This window comes from Acidisphaera sp. S103, from assembly GCF_009765975.1.
Classification (GTDB): Bacteria; Pseudomonadota; Alphaproteobacteria; order Acetobacterales; family Acetobacteraceae; genus Rhodopila.
In genome coordinates this window covers 1-22,591 of the sequence record NZ_LMUJ01000088.1, presented here as the reverse complement: position 1 = coordinate 22,591, position 22,591 = coordinate 1, and the positions used below count along the sequence as shown (strand labels likewise).

The following is a 22,591-nucleotide window of genomic DNA, read 5'->3' as shown; positions in this document are numbered from 1 at the left end:
CACGGTGAGGCCCTGCTGATCGAGACTCCCGGCGGAGGCGGCTGGGGCGACCCGCTGCAACGCGTTCCAGCGCTGATTGAGAACGACTTGCGCGAGGGCCTCGTGACGCCGCAAGGCGCCGCCGGGGATTATCGCCATGTCTGATCGCCCTCTGACCGGGCGCATCGCCGTGGTGACGGGGGCGGGCAGCGGCCTCGGTGCCGCTACCGCACGCCGACTGGCCCAGGCAGGTGCGCGGACGGTGCTGGTTGGCCGTCGCCCCGTTCCGCTTGAAGACGTCGCTGCGTCGATCGTCGCGGCCGGTGGCGATGCGCGAGCGATGCCCTGCGATCTGGCGATCCCGGCGGATGTCGCCGCGCTGTTCGCCGCGATCCGAACGGACCCTGGTCCGGTCGACATCCTGGTGAACAACGCCGGGTCGGCGCCGTCGGTCAAGAACCTTCGCTGGATGCCCGACGACCAGTGGGATGAGACCATCGCCGCCAACCTGACCTCTGTCTATGCAGCTGTGAAGGCAGTGTTGCCCGACATGCTGGACCGTGGGGAAGGGAGCATCATTACGGTGTCCTCGCTGGCCGCGGTGCGGCCGAACCTTTTGGGCGGCGCGCCCTACGGCGCCGCGAAAGCGGCCGTCGGCAACTTCATGGGCTACTTGCGCGCCACCTATCGCCACCAGGGGCTGCGCGCGACCACCATCCTGCCGGGTGAAATGGATACCCCGATCCTCGACACACGGGCGCGCCCGCCTACGGCCGAGGAACGCACGCGGATGATCGACCCCGACGCCGTCGCCCAGGTCATCCTGCTGTGCTGCACCCTGCCTGCCGGAACGACAATCGAAGAAGTGCCGATATCACCGACCTTCCCCCGCGACCAGGGGCCGGACATCGAGATCAGCCGCGATTTCGGACGTCCATCCTATTCGGAGAAATGAGCCCAGCCATGTGGACGTTAGCCGATCGTTTGAATGGCGTCGCGGAATCCGCCTCCACCGCGATGGCCGAGAAGGCCCGCCAGTTGCGCGCGGCCGGTGTCAAGGTCATCGGGTTGGCCATGGGTGAGCCCGATTTCGCCACACCCGACCATGTCATCGCCGCGGCGCACGCAGCCGCGCTGGCCGGCGACACCAAGTATCTGCCCGTCAGCGGAACGAAAGCGTTGAAGGAGGCGGTGCGGCGTAAATTCCGTCGTGACAATGGCCTCGACTACGCGCTGGAGGAGATCCTGATCGCCAACGGCGGAAAGCAGGCGATTTTCGATGCGCTGATGGCGACCTGCAATACCGGCGATGAGGTGATCATTCCGACTCCGGCGTGGATCAGCTACGCCGATATGGCGAAGTTCGCTGGTGCAACCCCGGTGTTTGTGAACTGCCCACAGAACAACGGCTTCAAGCTTCAGGCAGCCGCGCTGGAAGCGGCGATCACGCCGCGGACCAAGTGGGTGTTGTTCAATTTTCCGAACAATCCAAGCGGTGCGGCCTGTTCACGCGACGACATGCAGGCGATCGCGAGCGTGCTGCTGCGGTATCCGAACATCCTGATCATGACGGACGATATGTATGAACACCTGATCTATGACGGGTTCAGGTTCTGCACGATCGCCGAAGTCGAGCCACGCCTGAAGACGCGGACGCTGACGGTGAACGGTGCGTCCAAGACCTACGCGATGACCGGCTGGCGTATTGGCTTCTGCGGCGGTCCCGCGGCGCTGATCAAGGCGATGGACAACGTGCAGGGCCAATCGACCAACGGCGTCTCCACGGTCGGGCAGGCGGCAACCATCGCGGCGCTGGATGGCCCGCAGGACTTCCTGCGCGACCGAGCAGCGGTGTATCGTGAACGCCGTGATCTGGTCGTCGATCTTTTAAACCAGGCGCCTGGCATTAGCTGCCACAAGCCGGAAGGTGCATTCTACGTCTTTCCGAATATCGCCGGATGCCTCGGCAAGACCAGTCAGGGTGGCCGGCGGATCGACACCGACACCGACTTCGTCGCGGCCCTGTTGGAGGAAAAGCACGTCGCCACCGTGCAGGGATCCGCTTACGGGATGAGCCCATACGTGCGCGTGTCGTATGCAACGGACACCGCGTCGTTACGCGAAGGGTGTGCCCGCATTCAGGCGTTCTGCCACGGTTTACAGTGAAAGGACTATCGCGATGATCGGAGCCTCCCTGCGCCGCCGGCTATCAGACGGCGAACGACTGCTGATGGTCAACGCACACCACGTGTCCTCCGGATTGGCGGCTCGGTTATGCGAGTTGGGTGCCGACACGGTGTTCCTGGACTGCGAACATGGCAGTGCCAGTTTCGAGGAGGTGCGTGCTATAGCGGCTGCCGCGCGTGGTGCGGGCGGCGGTGGCATTGTCCGACCGGACTCACATCAGCGCTCGACTATGATTCGCTATCTCAACTGCGGCGCCGACGGCCTGATGGTGCCGATGGTGGAAACCGCTACACAGGCTCGCGCGATCATGGAGACGATGCGCTACGCTTGCCCGACGGATTATGAAGATCGCCTGGTGATTTGCATGATCGAGACACTGGAGGCGATCGCGAACCTGGACGAAATCCTCAAGGTGGACGGCGTCGACGTCCTGTTCATCGGTCCGGGCGACCTGTCCCAGTCAATGGGGTATCTTCCGAGCGTCCCGTTGGGCGAAGAGCGGCCGCAGCCGGTTCAGGACGCCGTCGCGGGCGCAGTCGCGAAGATCCGAGAGGCGGGGAAAATTGCGGGAACGTTGGTTTTTGAACACGAGATCGCGCGTTGGGTCACGGCGGGCGTGCAATTTTTCTACATCCACTCCGATCCCTTTCTGCGCGTGGGGCTGAAGCGTATGCGTGCCTTGGCTTCGGGGTAGAGAGAGCCTCGATGATCGCTATCAGGGGTCGAGAGACCACGCTTGCACCGTGCGGGCTGGCCGAGGCGAGTTCCCCCGGTGCGATCGCCGTCATCCCGATGGCGAAGAGGCGCTGATTGGTCTGGAGACCGGCTTTCAGGCATTCAGCGGTGCTCACGTCCGCTTCGTTCAACAGCTGCAGTTCGCGGTGCTCGTTTTCATCTATACTTCGGCTTACAAGGCTAGCAGTTATCCTAAGGAACTCGTCGATTCCATGCGCGATCAACTGAGAGCGGGACTTTTGCGCGCAAATGACCGACCGCTCGCGAAACATGGAGGAGGATCATTATGCCCTGGACGATCGAACGCAGGCACGACCACGTCGCCATGGTCACGATGAACACGAACAAGGTCAATGCGCAAAACCCGCCGTTCTTTGACGATCTTCACGCCGCGTTCGATTGCCTCGAAACTGAGTTCGAGGACTGCGCTGTCATTTTAACCGGGACGGGCAGGGTGTTCTCGGCAGGTCTCGACCTGGATCACTAGAGCGTTTTCAGGCTGACTGGAAATATCCGGCGTGCCGGAAGAAGTTGGCACACTCTGCTGGCGCGAAGCAGTCGAGGGAGCATGTAAACTTGTGGGGTTTGTTCCGGTTACGGTAGATCTTGAGCTCACGGGACGAGGGGGAGCTGATGGAGAAACTGGTGTGGCGGGTCAAGCTGGTGACGGAGTTGCAGGCCGGTGAGACGACGGAGGTCGAAGTGGCACGCATTGAACGCGATCAGCAGGCAAGCCTGTCCGACCTCGGGCTCCGTCTCGCCGAGGCGAAGCAGCTCACCTCCGCCCTCCAGGCGGAGATTATCCCGACACAGGTGACGATCGCCGATGAGCATCACTGCACCTGTGCGGCTTGCGGGCGTCGGCTATCCAGCAAGGGGCATTACACCGCGACATTCCGCTCGCTGTTCGGCGACGTTCCAATTCGGATTCGGCGCTTGCTCACCTGTCCCTGCCAGAATGGGTGCGAAGCAAAGAGCTTCGCCGCGTTCGACCTCGAGGCCGCGACCGTGGCGCCCGAACTGGCCTATGTGACGGCGCGATATGCGGCGCTGGCGCCATTTGGCAAGGTCGCGGATCTCCTGTCGGAGCTGTTGCCTGTGAGCGGGGCACCGAACGCGGGCACGGTGCGGAACAGAACCATGCGGATCGGTGAGGCCGTTGTGCAGCCGACTGTCACAACGACGGCGACGCCGCGGCCAGCCGAACCCGTCGTTGTGGGGCTTGATGGCGGTTACGTCCGCAGCCGGCACCGGCGGGACGAGCGGCATTTTGAAGTGATCGCTGGCAAGGTGATCGGCGCTCAGTGCAGCCAGTCCCGCTTCGCTTTCGCACGCAACAGCCCGGCGATTGCATCCGGTGCGTTCAAGCGAGCGCTCGTTATGGCCGGCGTAACGGCGGACACGCCGGCGACGGTGTTGTGCGACGGCGATGCCGGACTGTGGCGGCTGCAACGCGAGGCGCTGCCGAATGCCACAATCGTGCTGGATTGGTGGCACGCCGCGGTGCGCTTCGAACACGCCCTGCAGGCCGCTCGCGGCATTGGCGCGGCGGACGTGCACCTAGCCGCCGAGGCGGTTCAGGGACTGAAGCGTGCGAAGTGGCGCTTGTGGCATGGGCGTTGGCCGGGATGCCGGCGCAAGCTCGCGGCGCTCTGCCGCTGGGCGCGGCGTACATCCACACACGGAATAGCTGGCATCGGGCGCCTGGAACACCATGTCAGCGATCTGCTGGCCTACCTCGAGCGGAACCAGGGAGCGCTGGCCCATTACGCCGCTCGGCGCCGGAATGGCGAACCGATCTCGACCTCATTCGTGGAGAGTGCCGTCAACGAGATCATCGCCAAACGCATGAACAAGAAACAGCAGATGCGCTGGAACAGGGCAACAGTGCAGCCCTTCCTCGACGTGCGAACAGCGGTGCTGAACGATACGCTCGAGGACGCCTTCTGTCGTCGCTATCCCGGCTTCCGCCTCGCAAACGGCAATGAAATAGCCGCATTGGCAGCGTAATGAACCCCACAGGATTGCGTGCTCTCAAGGGCAATCTGCACAATCCGGCCGTACAAGGCAATCTATCACAAGCCGGCCCGCGGCGGGCGTTGGCCAGAGTAGCACGTCACGCGGTCAATATCGTGGCCGCCTCGTGTGTATGCGTAAATGGCAGCTGTCAACCCAACCCGGCGCCCACTGCCAAATTTGGTGCGTCCAAAGGCGGACATTTGCCAGACCCGATGGCTCGCCAATAAATCAACAATTACAGTCATCCGCTCCATTGCGGAGCAGGCTGGAAAACTGAAAAGCGATGAAGACGATCAAACAGATAACGCAACTTTCGTTAAGTGTCCTCATGGAGGATGCCTGACCGCTATTGAGTAGGATCAGTGGTGCGCCCAAGAATGTGGTCGGCAGGAAGTTCAATAGAAACGGAACGAAAAGGCCGAGCAGAAAAGACGGCTTTTCCTTACGGCGGTACAACAACACAGCCAAGATAGCGCAGGGGAGAAAAAACAGATCGATGCCGCTGTCCCCCCCTAACAGCTTCAGGCACCACACCGTGTTTGCCGCGCCGATCAGCGGCAACAGCAGACGGCCGGCGACCGACGATCGCCTCGATATGAAAGGGATCGCGAGGAAAAACGGAGTGGCAAGTGTCGTGAGAAGGGACGGCCTTGCGATCTGCCATCCAAGCAGAAATACCATGTAGATTGGATAGAATAGGCCGTTCCAGCCGACAACCATGGCCACGATGTTGGCCGCGTGGGTGGCCGGATCGTCATGGGCGGCGTAAGCTTTCAACCACGCCAGCACGGTCATGCGGGACGTAGGCGGTAATGGCTGACGCCCCAGGCATCACCGCCCCGCGCGCCAAAGAGTCCCGCTGTCGCCAGGAAAAACAACCTCCAGCGCCGGCGCCATAGCGCGGCATCTTGGCCGTAGACCACTGTCAGGATCTGATTAATCGCTTCAATGTTTGCGTCGTAGTTGGCCAACCAATCCCTAGCCGTACGGCAGTAATGCTGTCCGTTCCAGCGCCAATCCTGCTCCACAACAAAATCGGCATTGAGATGACGGATCATGTTGTGGCTGGGCATGATGCCGCCGGTGAAGAAGTGCTGGGCGATCCAGTCCGAGCGGTCGGCGGTGTCAAAACGGTAGGGCTGGGTGCGGTGACTGAAGACATGGAGGAATAGCCTGCCATCATCACGGGTCCAGCCGCGTACACGCTTCAAAAGTGCTTGCCAATTCGACATATGTTCCCACATTTCGACTGAAACGATCCGGTCAAAGCGTTGGCCGGGATCGAAATCGTTCATATCAGCGGTAATGACTCGTAGATTGCGGAGACCTCGCGCGGATGCCTGGGATTCGATGAATCCTCGCTGACCGTGAGAGTTGGAGACTGCGGTGATACGCGCATTGGGCAAACGCTCAGCCATCCAAAGCGAGAGCGATCCCCAACCGCAGCCAAGCTCCAGGATGTCGTGGTTGTCCAACAGATCCGCGTGTTCCGCCGTCACCTCTAGCGCACGGCGTTCGGCTTCGGCCAGGGTCGAGGCGCCATCATAAAGACAGCTGGAATATTTACGATGTGGCCCCAGGATCAATGTGAAGAATTCGGGTGGTAATTCGTAGTGCTGGTCGTTGGCGGCGTCGGGACGGACGGCGATCGGGAATGCGTCCATTTCGCTTGCGAAGCTCTGTTCGATCATCCGATCGGTATGGTCGAGCTTGCGGCTGGTGCGACTAACCAGCATGGCGATGCCGGCGCGGGTAATGCTATCCGGCAGCGGTAGGCGTTCGACGGCACGAGTGGTGGCGGCGACCAGGTTCACGGGACCCTCGCTGAGGTTGTGGCGCAGATGGGGTGGTGGGCGGTGATGAAGTCGATGGTGTCGCGCCGGGTCGGCGCGAGGAGGGATAGGGGCGTGGCGAAGGCGCCGATCATCAGCTCGTGGCCAAGATGGGGATAATGCCGTTCCTCGACGGAGACGCCCGCGCTGCGCAATTTGGCGGCCAGATGTTCGGTGTTGCGGGGATAAACGGTGGTATCGGATGTCCCGGTCGCCAGCAGCATCGGTGGCGCCGTTCGCGTCACGAAGTTGATCGGCTGAGAGGATGGCCAGGTATCCTTGGGTCCAAAAATCTTTTGCAAGGTCGGATCGGTGAGGGGAAGAAAGTCGTAGGGGCCTGACAAGCCGATGACACCGGCGATCACGGACGGATCGACGCCGGCGGTCTTCAGGTAGTGGGTGTCGAGGGCAAGCAACGTCGCGATTTGACCGCCGGCCGAATGGCCCATCAAAAACAGATGCCGAGGATCGCCGCCGTATCGGGTGACGTTTTCTTGGGTCCAGGCAACGGCAGCCGCGGCGTCGTCCATGAAGGCGGGGAACCGGACCTGGGGGTACAGTCGGTAGTCCGGAATGACAGTGACAATGCCGCGTATGGCCAGTGCCGCACCGACGAAACGGTACATGGCGCGATTTCCGTCCTCCCAGCCGCCGCCGTAGAAGAACACAACCACCGGCGCGCCGGTGCAGACGGCAGAGGGCCTATAAACATCCAGATGGCCGGCTGATCCGGGTTCGTAGGAGATACCGGTGATGCGAGTGACACCGATGCGCGGCGCCGTCGCATTCAGGATCGTCGCCGGCGAACAACCGGCAAGCATGACAATGGCGGCGAGAACCGTAAGGAAGCGACGCATCCGTCCGGCTCACATGCCCAATAGTGGCCGCACCAGGCGTCCCAGGAGTCCTCGGGGGCTAAGGCGACCGCTGGTGGCGATAAGGCAGATGCATTCCGGTCCCGCCAGCGCTTTGGGCTGGTGGTCGAGCGTGCCGTCAGCCTCGGCAAAATCGCCCTGATGGTAGTGATCGACGCCGTCGTCGAAAGCGCCTTGCAGCACAGCGGTGGTCTCGAAGCCGGTATGGCCATGCTCCAGCAGTGCAACACCCGGCGCCACGCGAATGAGGTCCAGACGGGTGCCGGACGCGTCGCGCCGCGCCAACTTCATCATCTGGATGCCGGGTCCGCACCAGCGCCACCGTCCCATCGCCAAGGATTGCAATGCGGAGTTGGTATCGGAACGGATCGATGCCGGTGCGACAGGTGGTGGTCCGTCCAGACGTGCCATGGTCCGGCTGAGTACGTCCGATGCCAAAGGTGCCGGCGGCAACTCTTCGAGCAAGGCGCCGCCCACCGCCACCAACACCTGCAATTGCTGGACACAATGGGGGCAGGATGCGACGTGGACCGCCACGACCTGCGCGTGTGCCACCACCAGCGCGCCTGTCGCGTAGGTCAGCAAGGTCGTCTCGGAAGGGTGGTGCTTGATCATCGCTCTTCTTTCAACGCAAGGCGCAGCTTCGTCATGGCCAGTCGCAAGCGCGACTTAATAGTGCCCAGAGGCACGCCCAGCTTACGTTCAATTTCGCTGTGGGAAAGGTCTTCGAAAAAGGCCAGCCGCAGGATGCTCACCTGGTCGGTTGGCAGGGCTTCGATGGCGTTGCGGATCGCGACCGCACTTCGTGCTGCTGCAACGAGCCCGTCGGACAGAGGAACTGGCGGTGTGTCTTCCGAGGGGTCCGCCGCCAGCACGACCAACCGGCTGCGGCGTCGCGCGTCAATCCGCAGGTTGCGGGCGATCCCGAAAATCCAGGCATTGGCATTCGCGCGGGCAGGATCGAACTGACTGGCCTTGTGCCATACTGTCAGCAGGACATCTTGCATCATGTCTTCCGCCACAGCACTGCCCATGCCGGCTTTCCGGAGATATGCCGTCACCAGCGGCGCGAAGTGCCCGAACAGCGCGGTGAAAGCGGTTCGGTCGCGCCGTTGAGCGATAGCAACGATCAGTCTTTCATAAGACTGTGTTCCCGGCTCAACCGCCATCAGCGGCCGATCCGGCGTTTCATCCGTCCGGGATATCGGGCGGGTCTGAAAATGCTCGGGCGAGACATACACGCACTCACTACGAGCGGCCCGCGATATTGGATCAGTTGCCCGACGGTGATCCAGATGGGCCGCCTAATCGTAGGGGAAACATATAATCGGAGATTTTCCCAGCATGGCGCAGAGGCACGGAGGCAAGCTCAACATCGCCGTCATCGGGACGGGTATTTCAGGGCTGTCTGCGGCTTGGCTGTTGAATCAACGCCATGATGTGACCGTCTACGAGAAAGCGTCGCGCCTGGGTGGTCACAGCAACACGATCGCTGTGCCGGGACCTGGGGGCACCGCGCAAGTCGACATGGGTTTCATCGTCTTCAACCCGGAGACTTACCCAAACCTGACGGCATTCTTTCAATATCTGGGCGTTCCGACCGAAGCGTCCGACATGTCATTTGCCGTGTCACTGCGCAACGGCGGCATGGAATATGCCGGCACCGACCTTGGCGGGGTGTTCGCGCAGAAAAGTAACCTCTTGCGGCCGCGGTTCTGGTCGATGCTGCGTGACCTGGTGAGGTTCTATCGCGAAGGGACCCGCGACGCACTGGCGCTGATGGAACGTCCGCAGTCGCTTGGCGATTACCTTGTCGCCAACGGATATGGCGAGGCGTTCATCCGCGACCATCTGCTGCCCATGGCGGCGGCGATCTGGTCAGCCCCTAGCGACGGTATGCTGGATTATCCGGTCACGTCGTTTTTGCGCTTCTGCGACAATCATGGGCTGCTGCGCCTGAAGGACCGCCCTGAATGGCGCACGGTCACGGGCGGCTCGCGCGTCTATGTCGAGCGTGTCAGCGCTTCGTTCGCTGACCGCATCCGGCTTGGCACGGGCATCACGTCCCTGACACGGAAGCATGACGGTGTGAGCATCGTTGATACCGCTGGCGAAGAGGCGGTCTACGATCACGTCGTCGTCGCGGCTCATGCCGATCAGGCTTTGGCCATGTTGAGCGATCCGACCGAGGCAGAGCGCTCCGTTCTGAGCGCGCTGCGCTATGGCCGCAACGACGCCGTGATGCATCGCGACCCAACCCTGATGCCTCGGCGCCGCAAGGTCTGGTGTAGTTGGAACTACATCGATGACGCGGCAGATGGTGAGGTCTGCGCGACGTACTGGATGAACCGATTGCAGCCGTGGATTGGTCTTGATCCGGTTTTCGTGACGCTCAATCCTCGCGTGGCGGCCGTGGTGAGGGACGTCATCCATCGCGAGACCTACGAGCATCCGATGTTTGATTTGCGGGCGATGGAGGCGCAGCGCCGGCTGTGGTCGCTGCAGGGCGTGAAGCGCACCTGGTATTGCGGTGCCTATTTCGGCGCGGGCTTCCATGAGGACGGGCTGCAATCCGGGCTCGCCGCTGCTGAAGCACTGGGCGGCGTCCGCCGTCCCTGGGCCGTGCGGGATGAGTCCAGCCGGATCTATCTGCATCAAATGGCGGAAGCGGCGTGACGGGTTTTGCGTCCGCTCTCTATGTCGGCAGCGTTGTCCATACTCGATTGCGGCCGGTGCGGCATCGCTTGCGGTATCGCATGCTGACCATGCTGCTCGATCTTGATGAGCTGACACAGGTGTCCCGGGTATTGCCGATTTTTTCGGTCGATCACTTCAACCTGTTCAGCTTTCATGGCCGCGACCACCTTGCCGGCGATGACACACCATTACGTGTTCAAATCGAACATCAACTGGCTCGCGCGGGTATCTCGATCGAGGGCGGTCCAATCCGGGTGCTGTGCATGCCGCGGGTGTTGGGATTTGTCTTCAATCCGTTGAGTGTCTTTTATTGCCATGGGCCTGCGGGCGAGCTGCGTGCCGTGCTGTATGAAGTCAATAATACGTTCGGAGAGCGGCACAGTTATCTAATTCCGGCGGCCGAAACCCTCGACGGCGTCCATCGGCAGTCCTGTGATAAGCGCTTCTATGTCTCGCCCTTCATGGCGATGGCGATGCGGTATCATTTCCGCCTGGCGGTGCCAACGGGACGCGCGGTGATCGCGATTGAGGCGCATGACCATGCAGGGTTGATGCTGTCCGCATGCTTTGCCGGACGTCGGCAGGCGCTGGGCACCGGCATTCTGCTGCGGCTTTTCCTGCGCCATCCCATGCTGGCGCTTCAGGTCCTGGGTGGCATTCATTGGGAAGCTTTGAAACTTTGGCGGAAGGGCATGCGTCTGCACGCCCGACCAAAGCCGACGGCCGACCCCGTCAGCATTGTCTGGCCAATCATCGAACAAAGAGACACCGCATGAGCGATACGACATTCAAGGAAACGACAACACCCGATCAGGTCGACAAGATAGTCGGCAAACGTCCGGGATTTTCCGCCTTTGTCTTCAGGCAATTGATATCGCGTTTCGATTATGGGGCGTTGACGGTGATTCTGCCCAATGGCCGCCGGCTTGGTGTGAGAGGCGCGGCAGAAGGGCCTGTGGGCATCTTTATTTTGCATCGGTGGCGCGTGCTACGTCGGCTGTTGCAGGGTGGTGATATTGGTTTCGCCGAAGCCTATTTGGATGGCGATTGGTCGAGCCCGGACCTGACAGCATTGATCGAGGTGCTCGCGCGCAATCGGGCATCTGTCCCCGGTGTCGACGGGGAGAATGTCTTCTCCAGGATCGTCAACCGCCTGCTTCATCTGTCTCGTGCCAACTCGTTGACTGGTAGTAAGCGCAACATCGTCCAGCACTACGATCTCGGCAACGATTTCTATGCACGCTGGCTGGACGAGGGAATGAGCTATTCCTCGGCCCTGTTCGACAGCCCGGATGGGGGACTGGAGGCAGCACAGACGGCCAAGCAGGATCGCGTTCTGCAGCTTCTGGGTCTCCAGACCGGACAATCGGCGCTGGAGATTGGGATCGGCTGGGGTGGCATGGCTGAGCGGGTGGTCCGGGCCGGTGGCAGGCTGACGGGCGTGACGCTTTCTCCCGCTCAACTTGGCTATGCTCGGGCTCGTTTCGCGGGCGCTGGAATGGATGCCGATCTGCGGCTGCAGGACTACCGTCAGATCGAAGGTCGCTTCGACCGGATCGTGTCGATCGAGATGCTGGAGGCGGTTGGCGAAGCGTGGTGGCCGGTCTATTTCGACAAGCTGCGCGCGTTGTTGGCCGAGGGTGGCCGCATTGTCTTGCAGACCATCACCATATCCGACGATCGCTTCACCGCGTACCGGCGCAATGTGGATTTCATCCAGCGCTATATCTTTCCGGGCGGCATGCTGCCGGCGCCGGCCAAATTACGCCAGCAGATCGAGCGGGCCGGGCTGCGCGTCGAAATGGTGGAGACCTTTGGCGGCAGCTATGCGCGGACCCTGGACATTTGGCACGAGCGCTTCCAGGCGGCTTGGCCGTCGATCGCCGCCATGGGGTTTCGGCCGCGGTTCAAGCGGATGTGGGACTATTACCTCGCCTATTGTGAGGCAGGTTTCCGATCCGGAGCCATCGACGTGGGCCTATGGCGGCTGGGACATCGCCGATGACCCGTGTCAACCTGCTTGGGTTGGCGACCCTGTGGATGCCCATGGTTGCCTTGGCCGGAAATGCGAGCAGCGCCAGTCTGACCGGCAACTGGGCACGGCAGGATGGTGCAACGCGTATCAACATCGCGCCCTGCGGCGATGCGGTCTGCGCCGTCAACACCTGGGTCCGTGATCCCAAGGGAAACGAGAAGCTGGGCGATACGCTGGTGATGACGCTGAAACCGAACACGCCCTCCGATCTTTCCGGCCGTGCCTACGACAAGCGGCGAGACATGAGCTATTCGATGCATATCTCTCTCGGGCCGTCGGGCATGGAGACCCGTGGCTGCGTCCTGTTCGGCGTGCTGTGCAAGACCGCCGAATGGACGCGAGTCCAATAAGCTCAGGTCCGTTTGGGTGGCCAGAGCATCAGGGGCGATACGCGCTCCTGATAGCGCCGGTAAGTGTCGCCCCTCGACCGCAGCATCGCCGCTTCCAGTGGCGGCACGCCGGTGCCGAAGCGCAGGACGATGAACATCAATGCAGGGGCCAGGCATGTGAGCCAGCTCCACGGCTGGCCCGGGTCGATGCCGATGACCGGATAGGCCAGCCACAGCAAGGCTTCGAAGAAGTAATTCGGATGGCGCGACCAGGCCCAGAGTCCTACGTCGCAGACTTGCCCATGATTGGCGGGATCCATCTTGAAGCGCTTCATCTGGCTGTCGGCGAGACCCTCGCCGCCGACCGAACAGAGCAGGATCAATACGCCAAGCGCATCTTCCCATCGGAAGGTCGGGGCCGGTTGTCGCGCTGCGAACAGGATAGCGACTGCCAGAACGGCCGAGATGGGTGCTTGGACGATGATCAGTCCGATCATCTTCGATTGAAACGCCCGGCCCCAGTCCCGGCGGATACTGGCGTAACGCACGTCCTCTGGCCCGGTGGCGACCCTGATCGCGACATAGGTGCCCAGGCGCAACGACCAGAGGACGACCAGCGCCGCCACCATCGACTGGCGCCAGAAGATGCCGTCACTGGGCGCAATCGGCATCAGCGCTGCCGCAGAGCAGCAGGCACCGGTGCCGTAGGTCCAGAATACATCGACCCAGCCGGCGTTGCCGGTCGCTCTCTGAAATATCCAGGCGCTCGCCATGATGACCAGCATCGCGGCCAGGATACCAAGGGCAAGGATTATCATGTCAGAGCCTCAAGAAAAGGGATCGCGATGAAACAGTATCTGCGTTGTGGGTTGGCGGCCCTGGGGATCATGGCGTTGTCAGGATGCTCCTTAATGGAAAGTAAGCCGGTGGCTCCGGAACCTGCGAAAGCCATCGATATTGCGCGCTTTTATACAGGGCGTTGGTATGAAATCGGTCGTACCCCCATGAAATTGACCGATAGGTGCGTCGCAGGCACGACCGATTACAGTCGCTGGGCGGATGGGCAACTGATCGATCGTGACGCTTGCCATATGACGACGCCAGAAGGCGCAGAGAAAATGTACAAGGGGCCGGTCACGATCCTTGATCCCGGTCGGAACACGAAGGTTTCCGTGCACTACACCGTCTGGGGGTTTTTCCCGGTTTGGCGGACATATTGGATGCTGGATCATGGCGACGATTACGGCTGGTTCGTCGTGTCGGACCCGGCGTTTGAAAATATCTCGTTGTTCACGCGGGCGGCAAGACCTTCGGCTGATATCATCCAGATGCTCGTGCAGCGGGCCCAGGCTTTGGGCTACGATACGAGCAAGCTTGAGTTTCCGACGCAATATTCCCCAGGGCTGCAATGAACCATGATACCGGTTCTGTCGCAAAATCCCCGGGCGGACATGCAAACTCGAGAGTATGGACTGAGTTTATCCCGCTAGCGAATAGAATTGCTGCGCCGGACGCACTTTTCCCGTCGGCACCAACTGGCCCTTCCGGATCAGGTGCATGAGTCGATGTCGGAGAGCGTCACCGCGGTTGACCGGAAGGACTTGAACCCCAGAATCGGTCGCACTAGCCGCTTGATGACTCGGTGACCCTGTTCGACGATGTTGTTGAGGTATTTGATCTGACAGATCTCGATGCCTGCCTCAGTTTCGGCATTGTGGCTTTCGATCGCCGCGGTATTGGCACCGCTCTTGTCAATCGTGATCTTCACGGGCGTACCGTTCCTCTTGATCGCCTTGCGTAAAAACATCAATGCAGCTTTGCGATCGCGCTTGGCGGCCAGCAGGAAATCGACCGTGGCATCGGGCTTATCGACAGCCCGATACAGGTACTTCCAGTTGCCTTTCACCTCACATAAGTCTCGTCCATTCGCCAACTGGGGCCCACCGGCCGCTTGCGCGTTTGAACTTCCTGCTCCAACGGTGGCACATATTTGAGAACCCATCGATTGAGTGTTGCGTGGTCAACCTCCACGCCGTGCTCCTCCATCATTTCCTCGAGTTGGAGGTAGCTGATTGGAAACGCCACATACCAGCGGACAGCCCACAGGATGACGGCCGCTCGAAGTGACTGTCTTTGAATTCGATCATCGTTTGCTGATCCGTTGAAACCGTCGACGGTAACTTAAGCGCCGCAAGCCAGTCGGCAAAGTTTGCGACAGAACCAGGCCGAGACCATCAGAAAGCCGAAATGGCCGGTCTGAAGATCGCCATCCGTGAGCGCTTCAAGCCGAGGTGCCATCAGAGCCCGAGCACCTGTCGCGGCAGAGGAGGTCGTGCATCCCCCTCCGATGACGGCGCCTGCATCTGTCCCGACTGCGGCAAGGGCATGGCCGAATCTCGGCTTAGGTCACGGTAATGTTTGACGCCCCAAACTTGCCAAAGGCCCAGATAAGCATCCCTATCGCCGCGCAGTTCCCCGCCAGACAGTCAGGGTCATTCCGGAGCGCGGCCCGTCCAATCCCTCACTCGCGGGAAACGACCATCGAATGAACGACCAAGCGCTTGCACCCTCATTGTTCCGGACGCGGCCTCGGCGGCGTCGCTGGGTCGTTGCGGCGTCGGCGGCCGTGGCCGTGGCCGTGGCCGTCGTTCTGTTGGCATGGGTGGTTTTCCATAAGAAACCCGTCCCGCCGGCCAAACCCGCTGCTGTCTCCGTTTCGGCGGTCGCGGTCGTGATGCAGGACGTTCCGGTTTCCGTTACTACCCTGGGTGCGGCGCAGGCCTGGACCAGCGACACCATCCTCGCCCAGGTCAGCGGCATCCTCCGCAGCGTGGACTTCGTCGAGGGAACCGACGTCAAAGCGGGTCAACTGCTCGCCCAAATCGATCCGACGCCCTATCAGGCGGCACTTACCCAGGCGCAGGGCACGCTGCAGCGCGATCAGGCCTTGCTCGCCGGCGCGCGCGTCGATCTCGCGCGCTATGCCACGCTGGTCAAACAGGACTCGATCGCCAACCAGACCTATGCCGACGAGGCCGCCCTGGTGAAGCAGGACGAGGGAACCGTCTTGCTCGACCAGGGCATCGTGGCCAGTGCCCAGGTCAACCTCAATTGGTGCCGCATCACTTCACCGATCGACGGGCGAGTCGGCGTGCGCTCGGTTGACCCGGGCAATTATGTGACCACGGGGGCAACGAGCAATACAACGAGCACGACCGGTTCGACGACGGGTCCGGTCGGCATCGTGATCGTCAATCAGATCGAGCCGATCGCAGTCATTTTTTCGATTCCCCAGGGTGATTATCAGCGCCTGGCAAAGGCTTCCAACGGTTTTCGTACGCCGTTGGCGACAGAGGCGATCAGCCAGGACACCGGAGCCTCATTGGGCACCGGCGAATTGAGCATTGCCGACAACCGGGTGGATCCCACTACCGGCACCGTCAAAATGAAGGCGCGCTTCGCCAATACCGCGGATCTGCTGCTGCCGGGCCAGTTCGTGAATGTCCGATTGACGCTGCAGACACTGTCCAAGGCCATTACGATCCCGGCGGCGGCGGTCAATGTCGGGCCGAACGGCACCTTCGCTTATGTGGTCGGGGCCAACCAGACGGTGTCGGTGCAGCCAATCAAGGTTGACGAGACCGAGGGCACGACAGCGGTCGTCACCAGCGGTCTGACGTCGGGCCAGACCGTGGTCACTGATGGCCAGATGACCCTGACCGCCGGCTCGACGGTCAAGGTCGTGCCGCCGGCACCGGCAACCCCGCCGACCGAACCCGGTCAGCCCGCCGCAGCAGCGCAGCCGGCCGCGGCACCCCTGCCCGGGCAACCCGCGCAGCCGGCCCCGCAAGCCCAACAGCCAGCCAAGTGAGCCTCTCGAGCCCCTTCATCCATCGTCCGGTCGCGACCACGCTGATCGCGCTCGCCTTCCTGCTGGTGGGAATCGCCGGCTATGTCAGCCTGCCCGTGGCGGCGCTGCCGAACGTGGATTTTCCGACCGTCCAGGTCAGTGTAACGCTTCCCGGCGCGAGCCCCGAGACCATGGCCTCGAACGTCGCCACTCCACTCGAGCGGCAATTCTCGCTGATTCCCGGCATCAGCCAGATGACCTCGGTGAGTTCGTTGGGTTCGACCGCCATCACCCTGCAATTCGAACTGACGCAGGACATCAACACCGATTTCGAGCAGATCCAGGCGGCGATCACCGCGGCAAGTGCCCAGTTGCCCAGCAATCTGCCGAGCGCACCAAGCTTGCGTGAGGTCAATCCGTCCGACGCGCCGATCATGATCCTGTCGCTCAGTTCGGACACGCTGCCGCTGGCACAGGTGGACAACTTTGCCGACGTCATCCTGTCGCAGCAGATTTCGCGGATCGTTGGTGTGGGGCTGGTCACGCTGGGTGGACAGCAGAAGCCCGCCATTCGCATCCAGATCGATCCCCGCAAGATCGCCGCGCTGGGACTGCAGATCAACGACGTCCGCACCCAGATCGTCGCCAGCACCGTCAATGCGCCCAAAGGTGCCATCAACGGACCGCTGCAAAACCTCACCGTCAACGCAAACGACCAGATCCTGGATCTGGCGCCGTGGAACAAGCTGGTGGTGGGCTACCACAACGGCGCCGCGATCCGGCTACAGGATCTGGGCAGCGCCACCCAGGACGTGGAGAACAACCAGATCGGTGCGTGGGCCTTTCCAGGCAAGGCCAACACCGATCCGATACTGAAAGCCGGCCAAAGCATTCTGCTGATCATCTACAAGATGCCCGGCGCCAATGTCATCCAGACAGTGAACCAGATCACCAAGGCGCTGCCTGGCCTGCGGGCCAGTATTCCGCCGGCCATTGCCATCCACGTGCTGGCGGATCGCACCCAGACCATTCGCGATTCGGTCAACGACGTGGAGATCACCTTGCTGATCACCATCGTGCTGGTGGTGGCTGTCATCTTCCTGTTCCTGCGCAATGTGCGTGCGACGCTGATTCCCAGTGTCGTCATCCCGCTGGCCCTGCTGGCGACCATGGCGGTGATGCTGCCGCTGGGGTTCAGTCTCGACAACCTGTCGCTGATGGCGCTGACCATCGCCGTGGGTTTCGTGGTCGATGATGCGATCGTCATGGTGGAGGTGATCTGGCGGCGCATCGAAGCCGGCGAAGCCCCATTGAAGGCGGCGCTGGCTGGCTCCGGCGAGATCAGTTTTACCATCCTGACGATCTCGATCTCGCTGATCGCGGTGTTCACGCCGCTGATGTTCATGGGCGGCGTGGTCGGGCTGCTGATGCGTGAGTTCGCCGTCACCCTGTCTGTCGCGGTGGTCTTGTCCATGGTGCTGTCGCTGACCTTGACGCCGATGCTGTGCGCGCTGTTCCTGCGGGTTCCCAAGCCGCCATCCAACCGGATCACCCGGATGCTGGAGGCGGGCTTTCGCAAAATGGAAACCGGTTATGTGCGCGCGCTGGACATGGTACTGCGGTATAAACTGCTGACACTGTTCGTTTTTCTGGTGACTATGGCAGCGACCATCTGGCTTTATGTCAGCGTTCCGACAGGCTTCTTCCCGCAGCAGGACACTGGGTTTCTCAGCGGTGTCATGATCACGTCGCAGGACTCGTCATTCACCAAGACCGAGCAGAAGTTGCAGGCTGTCGGTAATGTCCTGAGCCAGGATAACGCCGTCGCCGCGGTGGCGATGTTCGTTGGAACATCCAGTACCAATCAGGCGAATCTAACGATTTCCCTGAAGCCGAAGAGCAGTGGGCGGAAGGCCACGGCGGATGAGGTGATTGTCCGACTGCGGCCGAAACTGGCACAGCTTATCGGGGTGCAGACATTTTTGCAGGCAGCGCAGGACATCAATGTCGGCGGCCGCACCGGGCAGGCGCAGTACCAATATACCTTGTCAGATCCCGACCTAACCGAGCTGGACGCCTGGGCGCCCAAATTGCTGGCCGCGTTGAAGGCCGTACCGGAACTCACCGATGTCAGTTCCGATCAGCAGTCGCAGGGCCTTGCGACCAATCTGATCATCGACCGCGATGCCGCCGCGCGGTTCGGGGTTTCGCCGACCGACATCGATACAGCGATCTACGACCTGATCGGACAGGCCGAGGTGACGCAATACTACACGCAACAGAACAGCTACCACGTGATCGTGGAGGCACCACCGGGCATGCAGGCCACCACCGACCTGTTCAACTCGATCTATCTGCTGTCGCCGATCACCGGGGCGAATGTTCCGCTTTCGGTGTTCGTGAAGGTCGATCCAACGGCAACCAGCAGTCTGACGGTCAATCACCAGGACGAATATCCGGCGGCGACATTGTCCTTCAACCTCGCCCCGGGCGTCGCGCTGAGCCAGGCGACAAAAGTCGTGCAAGCCGCCCGCGACAAGCTGAACGCGCCAGCCAGTCTTACCGGTTCCTTCCAGGGTACCGCTCAGGCTTTCCAGCAATCCCTGGCCAGTGAGCCGCTGCTGATCGCTGCCGCCATGCTGGCCGTCTATGTCATCCTTGGCGTACTTTATGAGAGCTTCATCCATCCGCTGACGATCCTTTCGACGCTGCCCTCCGCGGGCCTGGGCGCGTTGCTGGCGCTGATCGCCGTGGGACAGAATCTGAATGTGATCGGCATCATCGCCATCATTTTGCTGATCGGCATCGTCAAGAAGAATGGCATCATGATCGTCGATGTCGCCCTGCGTCTGGAGCAAGACGAGAACCTCACCGGGGAGGAAGCGGTTCGCCGGGCGTCGCACGAACGGCTGCGACCCATTCTGATGACCACCGCTTGCGCCGCGCTGGGCGGAGTGCCCATGATCCTGATGAACGGCACCGGTTCGGAGTTCCGCCAGCCCCTGGGCTACGCCATCGTGGGCGGGCTGGTCGTGTCGCAGGCGCTGACGCTGTTCACGACGCCGGTGGTTTACATCTATCTCGACCGGCTGCGTGGCCGCCGGCCAGAGTCCTCTGCGTCACAACGTCAGCCAGCCACCTAGTACTTCGTCACAGTGATTTTGACCCGCTGACCGTATCCCGGCTCCAACTCGGGTAGATCGGAACGATCGACCAGAACGGCAATACTACGGGGTGCTCCGGGGCGCCTGGAGATCAGGCCGCCTCGTTCGAGCGTCAGCAACATCTGGTGAACCGAAGGTGGGGTCACCTGGAAGAACCGTTGGATGTCCGCCTGGGCCGGCGGGCGTCCGTTCACCAGCGTATAGGCGTGAATGAACGCGAGATATTGGCCCTGCCTGGGCGTGAAAACCGGGAGAAAATCACTGGCCGCGCGATTCATCGTTGCCCTCGACAGCGGGGGATCAGCGATGAACATACGGTATCGGGTGGAACTGAGCGAGGCAGAACGTACGCACCTGACGGCAATGCTGAGCGGCGGGAAGCATGCGGCGCGCAAACTCAAACGCGCCCAGATCCTGCTGGCGGCCGACACTGGCGTCAGCGACGAGATGATTGCCGCCAGCGTCTCGGTCGGTGGGTCCACGGTTTACCGAACCAAACGACGCTTCGTGGAAGGCAATCTGGAACTGGCGCTCAGTGAGGAGACGCGCGCAGGGGCGCCGCGCAAGTTGTCTGGCAAGGAGACGGCGCTGCTGGTTGCGACGGCCTGTTCCAATCCGCCCAAAGGCCGAAAGCGCTGGACCCTGAAATTGCTGGCCGGCGCGATGGTCAGTCTGACGGAGCATGAGGGGTTGTCATATGAGACGGTGCGCCGACGTCTGGCCGAGGATGACCTGAAGCCGTGGCGGCGGGACATGTGGTGCATTCCGCAGGTGGACGGTACTTATGTCGCGCGTATGGAGGACGTTCTCGATCTCTACGCCGAAGAAGCCGATCCAAAGCATCCGGTGGTTTGCTTCGACGAAAGTCCGACCCAGTTGATTGGCGAGGTGCGTGAGCCGATCCCGGCGGAGCCAGGTCAGCCTGAACGATACGATTGCGAATATAGACGTAATGGCACGGCCAATCTGTTCGTGTTTCTCGATGCGCATCGATGCTGGCGCCATGTGAAGGTCACCGAACATCGAACCGCGCGCGACTTCGCCCTCTGTATGCGCGATCTGGCCGACATCCATTATCCGAATGCTGAACTGATCCGCGTGGTGATGGACAATCTCTCGACCCACAATCCGGGAGCATTGTATGAAACCTTTCCAGCGCCTGAGGCGCACCGCATCCTTCAGCGCCTGGAGTTTCATTACACACCCAAACATGCCAGTTGGCTCAACGTGGTGGAAATCGAGATCGGCGTGTTGCGCGGTCAATGCCTGGATCGCCGCCTCGGCGAACGAGAGACCCTCATAGCCGAAATCGGAGCCTGGCAGCGACAACGCAACGCCTCAGGCGACCGGATCAAGTGGAAGTTCACCACGCAGAAAGCGCGCGACAAGCTGGCACCCGCCTATCCAGAAACAACAACCAAGGAGTCAAAATCACTGTGGCGAGGTACTCTCATGTTCGCCATTTCAAGTAGCAGGCACAGAAAATGCTTGCCTGTCCTTCAAGCTGTTTAGCATGGCCGCCTCTGAGCAAGGCAGGAGGCACGATCATGAAACGACGGTTGATCATGCTCTGATGCGCGGGTTGGTTACCGCCGGACCTTGATGCGTCGCGGAGCGTCCTCGGTCTAGTGGCCAGCGTCGGATGAGATCCGGCTGATAGTACCCTCGAGGGTTCTCCTGGCCGTGACCGTGCCCCCAACCTTGCTCAGCATTGGATGTGCAGTGACGTATGGCGACTCCCTTGGAGTGCAACCGTTACCGTTCTGCGTTCAGGAAGCCGCTGACTGCACCTGTTTGGCGATCGCCCAGATGAAGCCCGCCAGTTCGCGCGCAATCGCGGCGGTGATCACCGTTGGCAGCTTTCCGGCGCGGGCGAGCGTGCGATAGCGTCGGCACAACCGCTCCTGAGCCTTCCATGCGATGTCACGGATCGGTTTGGCCTGGCGCTCCTGGCGTAACAGTTGCTCTCGGCTGATCCGTGCCGGAAAGCGGTAGCTCCATGCCGCCTCGATCAGCATTCGTCGTGCCGCGCCGTTACCAGCTTTGGTAATGCCGCCCTGGCGGCGTGTGCGACCGCTCGAGTGCTCAGACGGCACCAAGCCGAGATATGCCATGAGCTCGCGGGGATTACCAAACCGGGTGATATCTCCAAGCTTGGCCATCAGTGTGGCCGCGGCCACCAGAGCGACGCCACGCAGCGCTTGCAGCGCTTCGACAACTGGTGCGAGAGACCACTCCGGCAACGCCGCCTGGATATGGGGCTCCAGCCGGTGGTTCTGTCGCAAATTTTTTCGTGGCCGGGGCTTGGCGTAGGATCGACTGGGGCGGCTTCGGTGGGATTGAGGACGATGATCAAGTTCAAGGGCAGCCATTTTGAGCGGGAGGTGATCCTGTGGGGTCTGCGCTGGTACGTGGCGTATCCGATCAGCTATCGTCAGCTCGAGGAGATGATGCAGGAGCGTGGCGTGGAGGTTGATCACTCCACGCTCAATCGTTGGGTGCTCAAGTACGTCCCGCTGCTGGACCAGCAATTCCGCGCCCGCAAGCGGCCAGTGGGAGCCAGTTGGCGAATGGACGAGACCTATGTGAGGGTCAAGGGTGCTTGGAAGTATCTGTATCGCGCCGTCGACAAGGCCGGCGCCACCGTGGACTTCCTGTTGACCGCCAAACGGGACCGCAAAGCCGTCCTGCGTTTCTTACGCAAGGCGATCGGACAGAATGGCACTCCTGAGAAGATCACGATCGACAAGAGCGGCGCCAACATGGCGGCGATCGAAAGCTACAACACGGAGCGTGAAGCTGACATTGAGATCCGGCAGGTCAAATACCTGAACAACATCGTCGAACAGGATCATCGAGCGATCAAGCGGCGGGTCCGACCGATGCTGG

20 protein-coding genes and 3 pseudogenes are annotated in these 22,591 nt (G+C 61.4%); 14 read left to right on the top strand and 9 right to left on the bottom strand.

All coding sequences use genetic code 11. The annotated features are described in order from the left end of the window. The first annotated feature begins 136 nt into the window (after positions 1-136). The 5 genes from GSQ89_RS29135 to GSQ89_RS29115 all read left to right on the top strand — a co-directional run bounded on the left by GSQ89_RS29135 (position 137) and on the right by GSQ89_RS29115 (position 4,911). Complete coding sequence (locus tag GSQ89_RS29135) at positions 137-934, top strand: SDR family oxidoreductase (RefSeq protein ID WP_158931631.1); 798 nt, start codon at positions 137-139, stop codon at positions 932-934. A gap of 8 nt (positions 935-942) precedes the next feature. Then, entirely contained in the window at positions 943-2,145 is a 1,203-nt protein-coding gene (locus GSQ89_RS29130; protein ID WP_158931630.1) for a pyridoxal phosphate-dependent aminotransferase, read from the top strand. Positions 2,146-2,209: 64 nt separating this feature from the next. Then, entirely contained in the window at positions 2,210-2,860 is a 651-nt protein-coding gene (locus tag GSQ89_RS29125) for an HpcH/HpaI aldolase/citrate lyase family protein (protein WP_216856461.1), read from the top strand. Between the two features lie 327 nt (positions 2,861-3,187). Beyond that, positions 3,188-3,388 carry an enoyl-CoA hydratase-related protein gene (locus tag GSQ89_RS29120; RefSeq protein WP_216856460.1) on the top strand — a complete coding sequence of 67 codons (201 nt, stop codon included), beginning with the start codon at positions 3,188-3,190 and terminating at the stop codon, positions 3,386-3,388. Positions 3,389-3,507: 119 nt separating this feature from the next. Further along, complete coding sequence (locus GSQ89_RS29115) at positions 3,508-4,911, top strand: ISKra4 family transposase (RefSeq protein ID WP_158931629.1); 1,404 nt, start codon at positions 3,508-3,510, stop codon at positions 4,909-4,911. A gap of 237 nt (positions 4,912-5,148) precedes the next feature. On the opposite strand, the gene GSQ89_RS29110 is transcribed toward GSQ89_RS29115, so the two are convergent. From GSQ89_RS29110 to GSQ89_RS29090, 5 genes are read right to left on the bottom strand one after another with little or no spacing between them, the layout of a single operon-like run. Beyond that, the gene (locus tag GSQ89_RS29110; RefSeq protein WP_158931628.1) at positions 5,149-5,715 is read right to left on the bottom strand and encodes a hypothetical protein; all 567 of its coding nucleotides are present in this window, start codon (positions 5,713-5,715) and stop codon (positions 5,149-5,151) included. Beyond that, positions 5,712-6,734 (bottom strand): cyclopropane-fatty-acyl-phospholipid synthase family protein, encoded by a 1,023-nt coding sequence (locus GSQ89_RS29105; RefSeq protein WP_174254946.1) that lies wholly within the window; start codon positions 6,732-6,734, stop codon positions 5,712-5,714. The genes GSQ89_RS29110 and GSQ89_RS29105 overlap by 4 nt, the downstream gene beginning before the upstream one ends. After that, positions 6,731-7,609 (bottom strand): alpha/beta hydrolase, encoded by an 879-nt coding sequence (locus GSQ89_RS29100; protein WP_158931627.1) that lies wholly within the window; start codon positions 7,607-7,609, stop codon positions 6,731-6,733. Before GSQ89_RS29100 ends, GSQ89_RS29105 begins: the two co-directional genes overlap by 4 nt. A 9-nt stretch (positions 7,610-7,618) precedes the next feature. Then, positions 7,619-8,242 (bottom strand): ChrR family anti-sigma-E factor, encoded by a 624-nt coding sequence (locus tag GSQ89_RS29095; protein ID WP_158931626.1) that lies wholly within the window; start codon positions 8,240-8,242, stop codon positions 7,619-7,621. Beyond that, on the bottom strand, positions 8,239-8,796 hold the full coding sequence (locus GSQ89_RS29090; RefSeq protein WP_158931625.1) for a sigma-70 family RNA polymerase sigma factor: 558 nt from the start codon (positions 8,794-8,796) through the stop codon (positions 8,239-8,241). The genes GSQ89_RS29095 and GSQ89_RS29090 overlap by 4 nt, the downstream gene beginning before the upstream one ends. A 175-nt stretch (positions 8,797-8,971) precedes the next feature. On the opposite strand from GSQ89_RS29090, the gene GSQ89_RS29085 reads away from it, so the two are divergent. The 4 genes from GSQ89_RS29085 to GSQ89_RS29070 are packed head-to-tail and all read left to right on the top strand — an operon-like array spanning position 8,972 to position 12,709. Next, entirely contained in the window at positions 8,972-10,303 is a 1,332-nt protein-coding gene (locus GSQ89_RS29085; protein ID WP_158931624.1) for an NAD(P)/FAD-dependent oxidoreductase, read from the top strand. Next, positions 10,300-11,100 carry a DUF1365 domain-containing protein gene (locus GSQ89_RS29080; protein WP_158931623.1) on the top strand — a complete coding sequence of 267 codons (801 nt, stop codon included), beginning with the start codon at positions 10,300-10,302 and terminating at the stop codon, positions 11,098-11,100. The genes GSQ89_RS29085 and GSQ89_RS29080 overlap by 4 nt, the downstream gene beginning before the upstream one ends. After that, positions 11,097-12,329, top strand: a complete 1,233-nt coding sequence (locus GSQ89_RS29075) for a cyclopropane-fatty-acyl-phospholipid synthase family protein (protein ID WP_158931622.1) — start codon at positions 11,097-11,099, stop codon at positions 12,327-12,329. Before GSQ89_RS29080 ends, GSQ89_RS29075 begins: the two co-directional genes overlap by 4 nt. Next, complete coding sequence (locus GSQ89_RS29070) at positions 12,326-12,709, top strand: DUF2147 domain-containing protein (protein WP_158931621.1); 384 nt, start codon at positions 12,326-12,328, stop codon at positions 12,707-12,709. The genes GSQ89_RS29075 and GSQ89_RS29070 overlap by 4 nt, the downstream gene beginning before the upstream one ends. Positions 12,710-12,711: 2 nt before the next feature. On the opposite strand, the gene GSQ89_RS29065 is transcribed toward GSQ89_RS29070, so the two are convergent. Next, positions 12,712-13,506 carry a DUF1295 domain-containing protein gene (locus GSQ89_RS29065; protein ID WP_158931620.1) on the bottom strand — a complete coding sequence of 265 codons (795 nt, stop codon included), beginning with the start codon at positions 13,504-13,506 and terminating at the stop codon, positions 12,712-12,714. 27 nt (positions 13,507-13,533) lie between these two features. Between GSQ89_RS29065 and GSQ89_RS29060 the strand changes: the two genes are divergently transcribed. Then, entirely contained in the window at positions 13,534-14,100 is a 567-nt protein-coding gene (locus GSQ89_RS29060) for a lipocalin family protein (protein WP_158931619.1), read from the top strand. 66 nt (positions 14,101-14,166) lie between these two features. Here GSQ89_RS29060 and GSQ89_RS29055 read toward each other — a convergent pair. Then, a pseudogene (locus tag GSQ89_RS29055) lies at positions 14,167-14,835 on the bottom strand (IS6 family transposase). A 398-nt stretch (positions 14,836-15,233) separates the two neighbouring features. On the opposite strand from GSQ89_RS29055, the gene GSQ89_RS29050 reads away from it, so the two are divergent. Both GSQ89_RS29050 and GSQ89_RS29045 read left to right on the top strand, forming a co-directional pair. Further along, the gene (locus GSQ89_RS29050; RefSeq protein WP_158931618.1) at positions 15,234-16,559 is read left to right on the top strand and encodes an efflux RND transporter periplasmic adaptor subunit; all 1,326 of its coding nucleotides are present in this window, start codon (positions 15,234-15,236) and stop codon (positions 16,557-16,559) included. Continuing rightward, positions 16,556-19,681 (top strand): efflux RND transporter permease subunit, encoded by a 3,126-nt coding sequence (locus GSQ89_RS29045; protein WP_158931617.1) that lies wholly within the window; start codon positions 16,556-16,558, stop codon positions 19,679-19,681. Before GSQ89_RS29050 ends, GSQ89_RS29045 begins: the two co-directional genes overlap by 4 nt. Here the strand turns inward: GSQ89_RS29045 and GSQ89_RS29040 are convergent. Further along, complete coding sequence (locus GSQ89_RS29040) at positions 19,678-19,980, bottom strand: LexA family transcriptional regulator (RefSeq protein ID WP_158931616.1); 303 nt, start codon at positions 19,978-19,980, stop codon at positions 19,678-19,680. The genes GSQ89_RS29045 and GSQ89_RS29040 overlap by 4 nt on opposite strands. Positions 19,981-20,008: 28 nt before the next feature. Here GSQ89_RS29040 and GSQ89_RS29035 point away from each other — a divergent pair. After that, positions 20,009-21,109, top strand: a pseudogene (locus tag GSQ89_RS29035) (IS630 family transposase); the annotation flags it as partial. 362 nt (positions 21,110-21,471) lie between these two features. On the opposite strand, the pseudogene GSQ89_RS29030 reads toward GSQ89_RS29035, so the two are convergent. Further along, positions 21,472-21,945 (bottom strand): annotated as a pseudogene (locus tag GSQ89_RS29030) (transposase); the annotation flags it as partial. 105 nt (positions 21,946-22,050) lie between these two features. Between GSQ89_RS29030 and GSQ89_RS29025 the strand changes: the two are divergent. Next, on the top strand, positions 22,051-22,591 hold a 541-nt coding region (locus GSQ89_RS29025), incomplete at its 3' end, for an IS6 family transposase (RefSeq protein WP_158931615.1).